Source organism: Kribbella italica, assembly GCF_014205135.1.
GTDB lineage: Bacteria > Actinomycetota > Actinomycetes > Propionibacteriales > Kribbellaceae > Kribbella > Kribbella italica.
The window spans coordinates 8,349,400-8,362,567 of sequence record NZ_JACHMY010000001.1 but is presented as its reverse complement, the minus strand read 5'-3'; the positions used below and the strand labels follow the sequence as shown (position 1 = coordinate 8,362,567).

At 70.0% G+C, this 13,168-nt stretch carries 14 protein-coding genes; 7 read left to right on the top strand and 7 right to left on the bottom strand.

The features are described from left to right. Positions 1-106: 106 nt before the first annotated feature. Together HDA39_RS39295 and HDA39_RS39290 are read left to right on the top strand one after the other, a co-directional pair. Positions 107-1,552 (top strand): glycoside hydrolase family 76 protein, encoded by a 1,446-nt coding sequence (locus HDA39_RS39295; RefSeq protein ID WP_184804146.1) that lies wholly within the window; start codon positions 107-109, stop codon positions 1,550-1,552. Positions 1,553-1,583: 31 nt separating this feature from the next. Beyond that, positions 1,584-1,991 (top strand): hypothetical protein, encoded by a 408-nt coding sequence (locus HDA39_RS39290; RefSeq protein ID WP_184804143.1) that lies wholly within the window; start codon positions 1,584-1,586, stop codon positions 1,989-1,991. An 8-nt stretch (positions 1,992-1,999) separates the two neighbouring features. On the opposite strand, the gene HDA39_RS39285 is transcribed toward HDA39_RS39290, so the two are convergent. Then, positions 2,000-2,548: a hypothetical protein gene (locus HDA39_RS39285; protein ID WP_184804140.1), complete on the bottom strand. Its 549-nt coding sequence runs from the start codon at positions 2,546-2,548 to the stop codon at positions 2,000-2,002. A 171-nt stretch (positions 2,549-2,719) separates the two neighbouring features. Between HDA39_RS39285 and HDA39_RS39280 the strand changes: the two genes are divergently transcribed. Beyond that, positions 2,720-3,217, top strand: coding sequence for a DUF2505 domain-containing protein (locus HDA39_RS39280; protein ID WP_238356270.1), 498 nt, complete (start codon positions 2,720-2,722; stop codon positions 3,215-3,217). 74 nt (positions 3,218-3,291) lie between these two features. Continuing rightward, positions 3,292-3,495, top strand: coding sequence for a hypothetical protein (locus HDA39_RS39275; RefSeq protein WP_184804134.1), 204 nt, complete (start codon positions 3,292-3,294; stop codon positions 3,493-3,495). A 112-nt stretch (positions 3,496-3,607) separates the two neighbouring features. On the opposite strand, the gene HDA39_RS39270 is transcribed toward HDA39_RS39275, so the two are convergent. After that, entirely contained in the window at positions 3,608-4,471 is an 864-nt protein-coding gene (locus HDA39_RS39270; RefSeq protein WP_184804131.1) for an alpha/beta fold hydrolase, read from the bottom strand. Positions 4,472-4,611: 140 nt separating this feature from the next. Between HDA39_RS39270 and HDA39_RS39265 the strand changes: the two genes are divergently transcribed. After that, on the top strand, positions 4,612-5,253 hold the full coding sequence (locus HDA39_RS39265) for a TetR/AcrR family transcriptional regulator (protein WP_184804128.1): 642 nt from the start codon (positions 4,612-4,614) through the stop codon (positions 5,251-5,253). 132 nt (positions 5,254-5,385) lie between these two features. Then, positions 5,386-6,561, top strand: a complete 1,176-nt coding sequence (locus HDA39_RS39260) for an MFS transporter (RefSeq protein ID WP_184804125.1) — start codon at positions 5,386-5,388, stop codon at positions 6,559-6,561. A gap of 21 nt (positions 6,562-6,582) precedes the next feature. Here HDA39_RS39260 and pruA read toward each other — a convergent pair whose 3' ends face one another. The 3 genes from pruA to HDA39_RS39245 form a co-directional block, all read right to left on the bottom strand. After that, entirely contained in the window at positions 6,583-8,211 is a 1,629-nt protein-coding gene (pruA, locus tag HDA39_RS39255) for an L-glutamate gamma-semialdehyde dehydrogenase (protein ID WP_184804123.1), read from the bottom strand. A gap of 232 nt (positions 8,212-8,443) precedes the next feature. Then, the gene (locus HDA39_RS39250) at positions 8,444-9,751 is read right to left on the bottom strand and encodes a carboxylesterase family protein (RefSeq protein WP_184804120.1); all 1,308 of its coding nucleotides are present in this window, start codon (positions 9,749-9,751) and stop codon (positions 8,444-8,446) included. Positions 9,752-9,762: 11 nt separating this feature from the next. After that, positions 9,763-10,668 carry an MBL fold metallo-hydrolase gene (locus HDA39_RS39245; RefSeq protein ID WP_184804117.1) on the bottom strand — a complete coding sequence of 302 codons (906 nt, stop codon included), beginning with the start codon at positions 10,666-10,668 and terminating at the stop codon, positions 9,763-9,765. Positions 10,669-10,827: 159 nt separating this feature from the next. On the opposite strand from HDA39_RS39245, the gene HDA39_RS39240 reads away from it, so the two are divergent. Beyond that, the gene (locus HDA39_RS39240) at positions 10,828-11,763 is read left to right on the top strand and encodes a helix-turn-helix domain-containing protein (protein WP_184804114.1); all 936 of its coding nucleotides are present in this window, start codon (positions 10,828-10,830) and stop codon (positions 11,761-11,763) included. Here the strand turns inward: HDA39_RS39240 and HDA39_RS39235 are convergent. Then, complete coding sequence (locus HDA39_RS39235) at positions 11,683-12,144, bottom strand: VOC family protein (protein ID WP_238356269.1); 462 nt, start codon at positions 12,142-12,144, stop codon at positions 11,683-11,685. The two genes, HDA39_RS39240 and HDA39_RS39235, sit on opposite strands and share 81 nt — an antisense overlap. A 52-nt stretch (positions 12,145-12,196) precedes the next feature. Next, positions 12,197-13,141, bottom strand: coding sequence for a non-homologous end joining protein Ku (gene ku / locus HDA39_RS39230; protein WP_238356268.1), 945 nt, complete (start codon positions 13,139-13,141; stop codon positions 12,197-12,199). Positions 13,142-13,168 lie beyond the last annotated feature (27 nt).

The following is a 13,168-nucleotide window of genomic DNA, read 5'->3' as shown; positions in this document are numbered from 1 at the left end:
CTAGGACGATGCACCGGATTGGTCAAGAGTTCTGCGTATTGACGTCGTCACGCACGGCGACCAGACTGCATCCGACACCCTCTTCCTACCGCCCCAGGGAGAACTCATGCTGGTTGGAATCGTTTCCGTTCTCACCCTGGCCACCCTGCCGCTCGGCGCTCCGCCGCCCCCGACACCCGAGGTGACGATGTCCCTCCAGGCGACGATCTGCAACAAGTACTGCGACGCCCGCGACCCGGCGCTCTCCCCCGGCGACCGCTCGCCGGTGAGTTCGACGCTGTTCGGCCGGACCGTCAGGCTGCACTTCGACGACGCGGACGCGATGGGCTGGGCCTCGATCGAGGGCGGAGCTCCCGGCGACGAGGTGTGGCTGGACCGCTCGTTCGACGGCGGCCGGACCTGGGCGTCCGGCAGCCGGCTCGGCAACACCGCGGTCCCGGCCGGCCAGACCGGCTGGCGGACGCAGATGTACAACGTCGACGACTGGAACAACCGCGGCGTCGGCGCTTTGCGCGCCTGCGGCAAGGCCGGCGACCGCCCGGACATCACCTGTACGCCGTGGGCGCGGACGACCTGGAACGCGGGCGACCGGCGGACGGCCGCGGCGACCGCGCAGATGCAGTACTACAACTACGCGACCGGCCTGTTCGACACGACCGGCTGGTGGAACTCGGCGAACGCGCTGAACGCCGTCATCGACAACATCCGGGTGACCGGGATGGACAGCTACCGGTACGCGATCGGCCGGACGTACGACCTCAACCTGAACGCGCAGCAGGGCCAGTTCCGCAACGACTACATCGACGACACCGGCTGGTGGGGACTCGCGTGGGTCGCGGCGTACGACCTGACCGGAGAGGCGCGCTATCTGCAGACCGCGCGCGCGGACGCCGATCACATGGCGGCGCACTGGGACAGCACGTGCGGCGGCGGGGTCTGGTGGAGCCAGGCGAAGACGTACAAGAACGCGATCACCAACTCGCTCTACATCCAGCTGAGTGCGGCGCTGCACAACCGGATCCCGGGCGACACGACGTACGCGCAACGCGCGCAGGCGGGCTGGGCGTGGTTCCAGCAGAGCGGGATGATCAACGGGTCGAACCTGGTGAACGACGGGCTCGACACCGCGACCTGCCGGAACAACGGGCAGACGGAGTGGACCTACAACCAGGGGGTGCTGATCGGCGCGCTCACCGAGCTGTCGGTGGGGAACGGCCAGTATCTGACCCGTGCTCGGCAGTTGGCCGACGCGGCGACGAGGGCATCGGGCCTGCACACGGCGGACGGGATTCTGCGGGAGCCCTGCGAGTCGGGTGACTGCGGCGGCGACGGGCCGTCGTTCAAGGGGGCGTACGTGCGCGGGCTGGGCAAGCTCAACGCGGCGCTGCCGGATCACCCGTACACGGCGTACCTGCAACGGCAGGCCGACCGGGCGTTCGCGAGCGATCGGACGGCGATGGACCAGTACGGACTGCGCTGGTACGGACCGATCGACAAGCTCGACGCGGCGCGGCAGCAGAGCGCGCTCGATCTGTTGAACACCACTGGTTAGGCGAGTTGTCGGTGCCGTCTAGGCTGGCCCGGTGGATCGCCGGGAGCTGCTGCTGGAAGTTCGACGGACCCGGAACGACTGCGTGTTCGGCCTGCGGCTGACCCTCGACGCCGAGCGCGCCGGACGAGGCATCGCGTTCGCCGAGAGCTACGACTACCTGCCGCTGGGCTCGGACCCGGGCCGCGAGTACATCTACTCCGTCTACACCGAGTACGCCGCCCTCGCAGCGCTGACCCGGTTCTTCGAGGAACTGCTCGGGCAGACCTTCGAGGGCGAGCCGGCCGATCGGTTCGTCGCGTGCTTCTCCGCGTTGGTCGCCGCCGGCGAGCTCGGCGACGGGCTCGCGCTGCAGGAGAACCACCGGAAGGTCGCCGGTTGGTGCGAGCAGGCGGGCGTCGTCGCCGAGACCGAGACGTGGACCTGGATCAACTCGGATTGACGGTTGGGTCAGGCCTTGCCGACGAGGATCCACATGTAGTCATGGTTCTTGACCGGGAAGGTCGCGGTCTTGCTGCTGACCTCGGTGGTCTTCTTGCAGTCGGTGGTGGTGTAGCGCCAGCGCACGACCTGGACGCGCCAGGACAGCTTCAGCTGGTGCAGGCGGCGGACCTTGTTCTTCGGGACCTCGGCGGTGTAGGACCAGCTGTCGGAGACCGAGTGGGACTTGCCGACGGTCTTGGCGTACTGGGTCTTGATCTCGGCGATCACGACGTTCGCACTGACGCCGAGGTCGCCGGTCCACGAGGAGTTGGACTCCGAGGTGGCGGTCTTCTGGTACGTGATCCGGCCGGGGCCTTCCATCCAGTCGGAGTACAGGTTGGTCCCGACGTAGACCTCCTTGCCGCCCCGGACGTACCAGTTGATCTCCTTGGTGCTGCACTTCTTCGCCACCGCGTCCACCGCGGCCGGCACGGCTTCGGCGCCCAGGGCAACAAAGCCCGGTGCCAGCAAGCCGGCCAGCCCCACGGTGATCCCCAGCATCCTGCGAACCCGCATCGCGAACTCCTACCTAGTGGTGGACCTGCATCGGTAGGAAACTTACGGGCTTTCATCGTTGGATAGACATTATATTTCAGTCACAGTGCGTCACAAGCTTGTTACTTGTCCGATGCTGAACCAGTCGCCAGCGCGGGTGGGTGACCGATCGGTAATGTCATGATGTGCCGCATGGAGCTGAAGATGTCGGCGTCGTACGACGCCACCCCTGAGGAAGTCTTCGCGATCGTCACCGACGCCACCTTTCGCGAGCAGGCCTGCGAGAAGACCAAGGCGCTGTCGTACGACGTCACGGTGAGCACGACCGGCGACGACACCGTGGTCCGGGTCGAGCGCAAGATGCCGTCGGACGACGTACCGGACATCGCGCGCAAGTTCGTCGGCGAGACGCTGACCGTGGTGCAGACCGAGACCTGGCACGCGGCCAAGCCGGACGGGTCGCGCGACGCCGACGTGCGCGGCGAGATCGCCGGGACCCCGGTGACGCTGAAGGGCAACGCGACGATCCGGTCCGAGGGCGGCCAGACCGTGCAGGCGATCACGCTGGACGTGAAGGTCGCCGTCCCGCTGATCGGCAAGAAGATCGAGCCGTTCGTCGTCGACGCGATCCGGTCCGGCCTGGCCAAGGAGCACGAGCTCGGCCGCGAGTGGCACGACGGCACCAACTGAGCCGTGTCGTTACCCGGCGGGCGCCGGCTCCGGTGGCAGTCTGGAAGGGCGATGTCACCGGAGGTGAGCCTGTCGTGCGTACGAAGCGAAGGACTGCCGCACTGTCGGCCGGCGAGGACGCGCAGTACTGCGTGTTCTGCGAGGCGACGGTGCTCTTCGAGCGGGTCGAGGCCGGGGACCATCCGGTCGACGACCCGGCCGGCGAGTGGATCTGCGTCAGCTGCGGCTCGGCCCTGCTGATCGGCCCGCCGCTGCAGCACCTCGAACACACCGCCTGATTCACCCCGTACGCCGGTCTGTCGGCCAGGGCGGCGACGGACGGACCGGCCCAGAGCTGGACGCGGATGCCGGCTCCCCTGCTGTCGGCATCCGCGCCCGTCCTTCGGCTGCCTACAGCGGCGGGCCGAAACCACACAGGACCGGCCGGGCCCTGGCCGGGTCCAGCGCGTTGGCCACCAGCTGCGCGACCGTCGGGTCGAACGCGAGTCCGACGTGCCCGACCGGGTCCAGCGGACAGGTGTCCTGCACGAACTGGTTCTTCACCCCGGGCTCCCGGATGAACGACGTCTCGTGCGGCGTCACCAGCGCGTCCAGCCGCGACGCGATCACCGTGTACTTGACCCCCGGCTGCGCGATCGGGCCGGCGGTCAGCTTCGCCACCTCGGAGCCCCCGACGATGATCTCGTCGCAGGCCGGGCAGCCGAAGTCGCGCAGCACCCGGTCGACCAGCGGCCGTAGCCCGAGGTAGTCGCCGACGCTGACCAGCCCGGCGAACGTCGTACCGTGCGTCGGCGGGGCCAGCGCGACGACCTTGCCGACCTTCCCGGCGTACCCGCGGACCTTCGGTCCGTACAGGCTCTGGAACCCGCCCTCGGAGTGCCCGACGATGTCGACCTTCGCGGCGCCGGTCGCGGCCCGGACCTGATCGACGAACGCCTCGATCTGAGCCGACGACTGCACGATCGAGACCGTGCCGCCGACCGGGATCGCGGGCGTCGCCTGGCCGTAGGTGAGCGTGAAGGCGCAGTAGCCCTTGGCCGCGAGGTACGGGCCGAGGAACGCGTAGTTGCCGGGGCCGTTGCCGCCGAGACCGTGCAGCAGGACGAGCGGGTTCGGATGGGCGGTGGACGGTTTGCAGGCCCAGTTGTCGAAGCCCGAGGACGGCGCGGCGGCAGCGGTCGTGGTGGTGCCGACGGCAAGCAGTACGGCGGCCAGCAGACCTGCGCCGGCCCTGCGCAAGAGGTGGGGTTTCATCGCGGCTCCCGAGGGGCAGTGTCGTTCGGTGACGACGGGGTGACCGATAGTGGAGCACGTTCACGAGTTCCCGACAAGAGCTCGTGTTCAGAACGAGCTCATCTGGTTACCAACCGGCGGCGCAGGGTAACGTCCCGCGCATGGGGCGAGTGATCAGAGGGCTGGACGCCGAGCAGCGCCGGGCCGAGCGACGCGAACAGCTGCTCGACGCCGCGCTCGACCTGTTCGCCGCGCAGGGCTACCTGAACACGTCGATCGAGCAGATCTGCACCACGGCGTACGTCGGGACGAAGAGCTTCTACGAGGTCTTCGACAACCGCGAGGCCTGTTACGTCGGGCTGCTGAAGCGCACCTCCGAGCGCCTCGAGGACACGATGACGACGCTCGCCGCGAACAACGCGGGCGGCAGCGAGCGCGAGGTCGCGCCGGGCCTGCTGGCGGCGTTCGCCCACGCGCTCGTCGACGACCCGCGGGTCGCCCGGGTCACCTTCGGTCAGGCCGGCGGGATCTCCGAGACCGTCGAGCGGCAGCGCCGGACCAACCGCCGCTGGGCCGCCGGATTCCTCGAGCAGCTCTGGGACGCCTACGACGGGCCGCCGTCCGAGCTCGATCGCCGGATGCGCCACGGCGTCGCGATCGGTCTGGTCGGCGGCCTGTTCGACCTGATCGCCGACTGGCTGCTCGACGCGGACCTGCGCGACCAGCGTCAGCTCGAGGACCTGATCGACGACCTCACCACGTTCTACATCACCGTACGGCGCGGTCTCGTCGGCCAGAACTGAGCCTCGCCGCCACCCCTTGGGACGGCAGCTGACGTTGCTCGAGGCCCATTACGATGACCAGAAGTCCGAGGCGTCGACGCTCCAAGGGCACGGCCGCCCGCGGCGGGTGGAGTGCCGGAATGGCGGGGATCTGTGAGCGAGGAGTGGTCTTTCCGGCCGCTGATCTGGCTGGCGGTGGCGACGTTCTCGACTGGCATCGACGGGTACGTGCTGGCGGGTCTGCTGCCGGCCATCGCTGACGACCTGCACGTCGAGGCGGCACTCGCCGGGCAGCTGGTGTCGGTGTTCGCGCTGACCTCCGCGCTAGCGGGACCGGTGCTCGGCACGATGACGAGTCGGTGGGAGCGGCGCGGCACGATCGGGTTGTCGCTGGCGGTCTTCGTGGTCGGCAACCTGATCGTGGGACTCGCGCCGAACTACCCGGTCGCGCTCGGCGGGCGGGTGGTGGCGGCGCTCGGCGGCTGTCTGCTCAATGCCGCGGTCACCGGCTACGTGATCGCGCTGACGCCGATCCGGCACCGGGGCAAGGCGCTGTCGTTCGTGCTCGGCGGCTGGATGACCGCGACCGCTCTCGGCGTACCGGTTGGCCTGGCGCTCGGTCAGTCGAGCTGGCGGTTCCCGCTGATCCTGGTCTCCGTCGTCGGGACCATCGCTCTGATCGGCATCCTGCTCCGGCTCCCCCAACTCCACCTGCCCGCGGGAACACTGGCCGATCGCCTGCGCCCGTTGCGGCAGCCGCAGTTGCTGGCCGGGCTTCTCGTCACGACCGGCATCCTCTGCAGCAGCTACACGTGCTTCACCTACGCCACGATCATCCTGAGTCCAGCGTACCCGGGCGGCTGGGTGATCATCGTGATCATGTTCGGGTACGGCGTCGCGAGCATGCTCGGCAACGCGGTGACCGGTCGCCTGGTGGATCGCTTCAGCGCGCTGCGGGTGCTCACCGTCGTCCTGATCGGCCTGCTGGTGAACGGGATCCTGGGCCTGGTCACGTTCGCGTTCGCGCCGCTCGGTGTGGTGGCGGTCCTCGGCCTGGTCTGGTTCTTTGCCGCGGGCATCGGCAACGGCGGCGCCGGCGTACCCCAGCAGGCGCGGCTCGGCGCGCTCGCGCCGGACTCGGCCGCGATCGTGATGGCCCTGAACGGCAGCGCAATCTCGCTGGGCTGCGCGCTCGGCGGCGGGCTCGGGGGCGTGACGCTGGCCGCCGTACCGACGTACGGGCTGCTGGGCGTGGCCGCGGTCATCCTGGCGATGACGCTGGCGTTGCACCTGGTGGTCGCGAGGGCGAAGGTGCCCGAGACCGTTTGAGGGTCCCGGGCACCGTGGCGGTCAGCCCTGGTGCGGGTAGCGGTAGTCGGTCGGCGCGGCGAAGGTCTCCTTGATCGACCGCGGGCTGGCCCAGCGGATCAGGTTCCACATCGAGCCGGCCTTGTCGTTCGTGCCGCTGGCGCGGGCACCACCGAACGGCTGCTGGCCGACGACCGCACCGGTCGGCTTGTCGTTGACGTAGAAGTTCCCGGCCGCGAAGCGGAGGTAGTCCGACGCGGTGGCGACCGCGTGCCGGTCCTGCGCGATCACCGCGCCGGTCAGCCCGTACGGCGCCGCGCTCTCCATCTGCTTGAGCACGGTCTCGTAGTCGCCGTCCTCGTAGACGTGCACGCCGAGGATCGGGCCGAAGTACTCGGTGGTGAAGATCTCGTCGGTCGGGTCGTCGGAGACCAGCAGCGTCGGGCGGACGAAGTAGCCCTGGCTGTCGTCGTACGTGCCGCCGGCCAGGACCTCGATCGCGTCGCTGGCCTGGGCCCGGTCCAGGGCGGCCTTGTGCTTGGCGAAGGCGCGGTCGTCGATCACGGCGCCGATGAAGTTGGACAGGTCGGTCACGTCGCCCATCGTGAGTGCGTCGGCCTCGGCGGCGATGTCGTCGCGGATCTGGTTCCAGACCGAGCGGGCGACGTACGAGCGCGAAGCGGCCGAGCACTTCTGGCCCTGGTACTCGAAGGCGCCGCGGACCATCGCGGTCTTCAACACGGCCGGGTCGGCCGACGGGTGCGCGAGGATGAAGTCCTTGCCGCCGGTCTCGCCGACCAGCCGCGGGTAGGTCTTGTACGACGCGATGCTGGTGCCGACCGTGCCCCACAGCGAGTGGAAGGTCTTGGTCGAGCCGGTGAAGTGGATGCCGGCCAGGTCCGGGTGGGTCAGCGCGGCCTTGCTCACGTCGAGGCCGTCACCGGTGACCAGGTTGATCACACCGGCCGGGAGCCCGGCGGCCTCGAACAGCCGCATCGTCCAGTGCGCCGCGAACTGCTGGGTCGGCGACGGCTTCCAGACCACGGTGTTGCCCATCAGCGCGGGCGCGGTCGGCAGGTTGCCGGCGATCGCGGTGAAGTTGAACGGGGTGATCGCGTAGACGAAGCCCTCGAGCGGGCGGTAGTCGGTGCGGTTCCAGACGCCGGGCGAGGAGATCGGCTGGTCGCTGATGATCTGCCGCGCGAACGCGACGTTGAAGCGCAGGAAGTCGATCAGCTCGCAGGCGGCGTCGATCTCGGCCTGCTGCACGGTCTTGGACTGACCGAGCATGGTGGCCGCGTTCAGGGTGTCGCGCCACGGCCCGGCCAGCAGGTCGGCCGCCTTGAGGAAGATCGCGGCCCGGTCGTCGAAGGACAGCGAACGCCACGACGGCGCCGCGGCCAGCGCCGCGTCCACGGCTGCCTGGCCGTCGGCCTCGGTCGCGTTGCCGAGCGTGCCGAGCACGTGGGCGTGCTTGTGCGGCTGGACGACGTCGATCCGCGCGCCGCCGCCGAGCTTCTGCTCCCCGCCGATCGTGCAGGTCAGGTCGATCGCACCGGCGGCGTTGAACTCCTTGAGCTTCGCCTCCAGGCTGATCCGCTCGGCCGAACCCGGCGCGTAGCCCCGGACCGTTTCGTTGGCGGGGGTGGGGACGGCGGTGACGGCATCCATGCTGCGCTGCTCCTCGATCGACTGGGGTGGGTACGCCGGTACGTGGCTGCGAGAGCGCGGCCAGGCCCGATCGGGGCTCGGCCGCGACTCGTTCGCACCTTGCTCTCTGACACAGCATGCTGCCACGACGAGGCCTGGGACCACGAACCCGACTGGTCTTCCCTGTGGGTAGCGAATGATCCATGACTGAGCATATCGGACCATTTGTTACCCATCCTCGGAAGACGTCCCGTCAGTCGAACAGCTGCACGCTGCCCGTCGGCCAGCCGGGGTTGCCGGTGTGGGCGAAAGCGATCCACGCGTGGTGCATCCGGGTGGCGAGGGCCGCGGGTGGTTCGTCGGGTCCGAGGAGGCCGTTCGGGCCGTGGAGCCAGGGCTCGCCGGCAACGTCGAAGACGAACGGGAGCTCGATGGTGTGGGTGGCTCCGAGCCTTCCGTCCAGGGCGGTCGAGCGGTAGCCGAAGCGGTAGACATGGGTGCGGCCGCCCGAGAGCTGGTGATGGGCCTCGGTCAGCCGGGCGGTGCCGGCGCCGAACAGCGTTTCGCCGAGAACAGCGGAGCGGGCCTTGTCGAAGTTGCCCTGTGGGACCAGGTAGAGGTTGCCCTCCTCGAGGTTGCTCCCGATCAGGAGATCGACATCAGCGGCCGGGCCGTTGGCCAGCGAGTCGGCGGGTTGCTCGGACAAGACGAGGCTGAACGGGCTGAGGCCGGCCAGGGGATCGTCGGCGGTCTCGGTCCGGAGGTTCAGCCCGGCGAGCTGCGGGAGGATCTCGAGGAAGCGCTCGTCGGGAATCCCGGCGAACGCGTCAGCTGTCGGGTCCACGCCCAGCGCTTCGGCGGCCGCCAGGGTGACGCGGTGCGCCTGCTCGGGGATGAAGGCGCCGGTGCCGCTGCCGCTCTGCACGATCGCGCGCTGAAAGAGGCCCTTCGCCTCCGGCGTCGCGAGCAAGGCGCCGACGAGAGTGGCTCCGGCGGACTGGCCGAACACCGTGACGTTCGCGGGATCGCCGCCGAACGCACCGACGGAGTCGCGGACCCAGTTCAGGGCGGCCAGGACGTCGAGGAGCCCACGGTTGTCCGGCGCGCCGTCCAGGGCGAGGAAACCGGGGATGCCGACGCGGTAGTTCAGCGTCACCAGGACGACGCCGTCGCGGGCGAACGCGCGGCCGTCGTACAGGGCGGCCTGGGTCGAGCCGGTGACGAAACCGCCGCCGTGCACGAAGACCATCACGGGCCGCGGCGCGCCGTCGGCGGCCGGCGTCCGGACGTCGACGGTCAGGTACTCGTCGCCGCGGCTCCACCCGGGCCCGAAGTACGGGGTCATGTCGAGGCGGCCGAAGTCCCGGGCCGGCTGCGGCGCGGTGGGTGAGGGCCGGGTCGCGTCGCGGACGCCGTCCCAGGGCTGGTACGGCGTGGGCGGTGCGAAGCGGGCCGCGCCGACGGGCGCCTCGGCGTACGGGATGGCGCGGTAGCGCTCGCCGTACTCGTCGCGGATGCCGCGGACGGCGCCCGCCGGGGTCTGGACGATGGGGTCTGACACGGTGGTTCCTTTCAGGAGATGCGGGCGAAGCCGGCCCAGTCCTTGACGGCGAACTTCGCTCCGTCGCGGACCACCTCGGCCGCGCCGTGGCCGCCCAGGTGAGCCGGGAAAAGCAGCGCGTTGCCGTCGGCGGCACGGCCGAGCAGCTTGTGCCGGGTGGCGCGGGACTCGACCGGGTTCTCGCAGAAGCAGCTGTTCGTCTCCGGCTCGACGATCTGCAGGGCGGTGTGCACGAGATCGCCCACGAACAAGGCGCGGTCACCGCCGGAGTCCAGCGTGAGCACGGACGAACCGGGGGTGTGCCCGGGCGCGAGCTCCAGCGCGAGGTTCTCGTCGATCCGGTACGTGTCGTCCCACAGGTGGGTCAGGCCGGCCTCGTGAACCGGCGCCACACTGTCCTCGAACACGTTCTGGTTGCCGCGGCCGAGCAGCGGCTGGTGACCGTTCGCCGGGTTCCAGAAGTCGAAGTCCCGCTGCGTCATCAGGTACGTCGCGTTCGGGAAGGTCGGCACCCAGGTCCGGCCGTCGAGGCGGGTGTTCCAGCCGACGTGGTCGATGTGCAGGTGCGTGTTGACCACCAGGTCGACGTCTTCAGGCTGTACGCCGGCCGCGGCGAGGTTGTCCAGGAAGTCGGTGTCGCGCCGGCTCCACACCGGCGCGTACGGCCGGTCCTTGTGGTTGCCGACCCCTGTGTCGACAAGGATCGTGCGGCCGCCGCTGCGCAGCAGCCAGGTCTGGAGGGCCGCGACGACCTCACCGGTCTCCGGGTTCCAGAAGTCCGGGGCCAGCCAGTCCCGGTGCTCGTCCCAGGAACCGTCGGGGCTCTCGGGGAAGAAGGTCGCGGGGTCCATCTCGACCGTGCCGTAGTACTCCTTGACGCGGGTGACGCTGACGTCGCCCAAGGTGATCTGATCCATGGTCCGTCCTCGGAATCGGGAGGCACCGCCGAGGCCGGCGGCCCGGGTGCTGTGCTCTGCCGCCGAGTCTTGGGCGGGCGCCGGACAGCGACCAGACCCGACTTGTCCTACCCCTCGCAGGGTGTGGTTGGCGCTTGGCCGGTCACGGACACTGGACCGATGGACGGACCTGGACCGCTCGGCGACTTCCTCGTGGCACGGCGTGCGCGGCTGCAGCCCGAGGACGTCGGGCTGCCCGACGTCGGACCGCGGCGACGCGTGCAGGGCCTCCGCCGGGAGGAGCTGGCGCTGCTGGCGGGCGTCAGCGTGTCGTACTACACCCGGCTCGAGCAGGGGCTGTCCCGCGGCGCATCCACCGAGGTGCTGCAGGCCATCGGCCGCGCGCTGACGCTCGATGCGCACGAGCAGGACCATCTCGAACGGCTGGCCGAGGCCGCCCGGCGCGCACCGCGGGTCCGGCGCCCGCGGCCCGAGAAGGTGACGGCCGAGACGCTGGACCTGATGCGGGCGCTCGACGGGGTGCCGGCGCTGATCCTCGGGCGGCGGACCGACGTACTGGCGTGGAACGAGCTGGGGCATTCGCTGCTCGCCGGGCACGTGGATCCGGCGTCACCCGCCGACCCGGCCCAGCGGCCGAACATGAGCCGCCTGATCTTTCTCGATCCGCACAGCCGCGAGCTCTACACGGACTGGGAGCGCAAGGCGCGGGCCGTGGTCGGCAACCTCCGGATCGTCGTCGGCCGGCACCCGGAGGATCCGCAGCTGGCGGCGCTGATCGGTGAGCTGTCGATGAAGAGCCCGGAGTTCGTCGCGCTGTGGGCCGATCACCGGATCACGCCGTGCGACGCCGCGTCGTACGACCTGCACCACCCGGTGGTCGGCTCGGTGACCGTCACGCAGCAGACGCTGGCGATCGCCCGCTCACCGGAGCAGAACCTGATCGTCGTGACGACGGCCGCAGGGTCTGCTTCGGAAGCAGCGCTCGCGCTGCTGCGTCAGGCCGGTGGGCGTGGGTCACTTCCTCCACGGCATGTGCTGGAGGGTCCAGGTGTTTCCGTCGGGATCGGCGAAGGCGGCGTAGAAGACCCCGCCTAGGTCCTGCACAGGCTCGACGTCGACGCCGCGGTCGATCAGCTCCGTCCGGGACGCCTCGATGTCGGCGACCACCAGATGCAGACCGCGCAGCGTCCCGGCCGGCATCTCGAGCATCGGCAGGCCTTCGGCGAGCGTGATCGAGCAGTGCGACCCCGGCGGCGTCAGCTGCACGATCCGTACGCCGTCCGCCGGCGTGACGTCCACGTCGGCGTGGAACCCGGCGCGGACGTAGAACTCCTTGGCCCGCTCGAGATCGGTCACCGGCACCGGAATCAGCTCGAGCAGGTAGTTCCCGGGCAGCACCGGATCCGCGGTGGGATCCGCCGGAACCTCGTCCGCACTGGCCGGTATGTCGGTGTGCGTGGGCCGGTCGTCGCTCATCTCTGTCCCCTCCCCCGGTCCGCGAGCGGCAGGCCCGCGGACCGTCCGTCGGCTAGGCCGACTTCTTCGCCGCCTTCTTGGCCGCCGTCTTCTTGGCCGGAGCCTTCTTGGCCGCGGCCGCCTTCTTCGCGGGCGCTGCCTTCTTGGCGGCGGTCTTCTTCGCCGGGGACGACTTCTTCGCCGGCTCCTCCGACGAGGATCCACCCCCTGCGCGCCGGGCCTTCGCGGCCTCGACCGACGCGCGCAGCGCGGCGACCAGGTCGACCACCTCGGCGCCCTCGGTCTCCTCCTCCTCGGACTCCGCCGGCAGCGGTACGCCGGCGGCCTTCGCCTCGACGACCTGCTCCAGGGCGTGCCGGTACTCGTCGTGGTACTGGTCCGGGTCGAACTCGCCGCGCAGGGTGTCGATGTACGACTCGGCCATCGCCTTCTCCTGCTTGCGGATCTCGATGTCCTCGTCCGGTGCCGCGAACGCCGCGTCGCGCACCTCGTCCGGCCAGAGCATCACCTGCAGGATCAGCACGTTCTCGTGCGTGCGCAGCAGGGCGAGGCTCTCCCGCGACCGCAGCGCCACCTTGACCAGCGCGTACAGCTCGGAGCCCTCGAGCGCGTCCCGCAGCAGCACGTACGGCTTCCCGCCGGGCCCGCCGTCCGCGGCCAGGTAGTACGACTTGCCGAGGTAGAGCGGGTCGACCTGGTCGGCCGGCACGAACTCCAGCACGTCGATGACCTTCTTGCTGGACAGCGGCAGGTCGGCGAAGTCGTCCGGCTCCAGCACCACCATCCGGCCGTCGGCCATCTCGTAGCCCTTGCCGATGTCGGAGTACGGGACCTCCTCGCCGCACTCCGAACACACCCGCTTGTACCGGATCCGGCCGCCGTCGGCGACATGCACCTGCCGGAAGGAGATGTCCTTCTCCTCGGTCGCGGAGTACACCTTGATCGGGATCGTCACCATCCCGAACGAGATGGCCCCCTTCCAGATCGCCTGCGCCATCGCCATCAGCTCCCTGTCAGCTCAACC

What these genes read in the sequence shown, in the direction of transcription:
- ku (WP_238356268.1), bottom strand. Translation starts at nt 13,141, where the DNA reads ATGGCGCAGGCGATCTGGAAGGGGGCCATCTCGTTCGGGATGGTGACG.
- HDA39_RS39265 (WP_184804128.1), top strand. Translation starts at nt 4,612, where the DNA reads ATGGGGCGAGTGATCAGAGGGCTGGACGCCGAGCAGCGCCGGGCCGAG.
- HDA39_RS39235 (WP_238356269.1), bottom strand. Translation starts at nt 12,144, where the DNA reads ATGAGCGACGACCGGCCCACGCACACCGACATACCGGCCAGTGCGGAC.
- HDA39_RS39270 (WP_184804131.1), bottom strand. Translation starts at nt 4,471, where the DNA reads ATGAAACCCCACCTCTTGCGCAGGGCCGGCGCAGGTCTGCTGGCCGCC.
- HDA39_RS39295 (WP_184804146.1), top strand. Translation starts at nt 107, where the DNA reads ATGCTGGTTGGAATCGTTTCCGTTCTCACCCTGGCCACCCTGCCGCTC.
- HDA39_RS39245 (WP_184804117.1), bottom strand. Translation starts at nt 10,668, where the DNA reads ATGGATCAGATCACCTTGGGCGACGTCAGCGTCACCCGCGTCAAGGAG.
- HDA39_RS39280 (WP_238356270.1), top strand. Translation starts at nt 2,720, where the DNA reads ATGGAGCTGAAGATGTCGGCGTCGTACGACGCCACCCCTGAGGAAGTC.
- HDA39_RS39240 (WP_184804114.1), top strand. Translation starts at nt 10,828, where the DNA reads ATGGACGGACCTGGACCGCTCGGCGACTTCCTCGTGGCACGGCGTGCG.
- pruA (WP_184804123.1), bottom strand. Translation starts at nt 8,211, where the DNA reads ATGGATGCCGTCACCGCCGTCCCCACCCCCGCCAACGAAACGGTCCGG.
- HDA39_RS39285 (WP_184804140.1), bottom strand. Translation starts at nt 2,548, where the DNA reads ATGCGGGTTCGCAGGATGCTGGGGATCACCGTGGGGCTGGCCGGCTTG.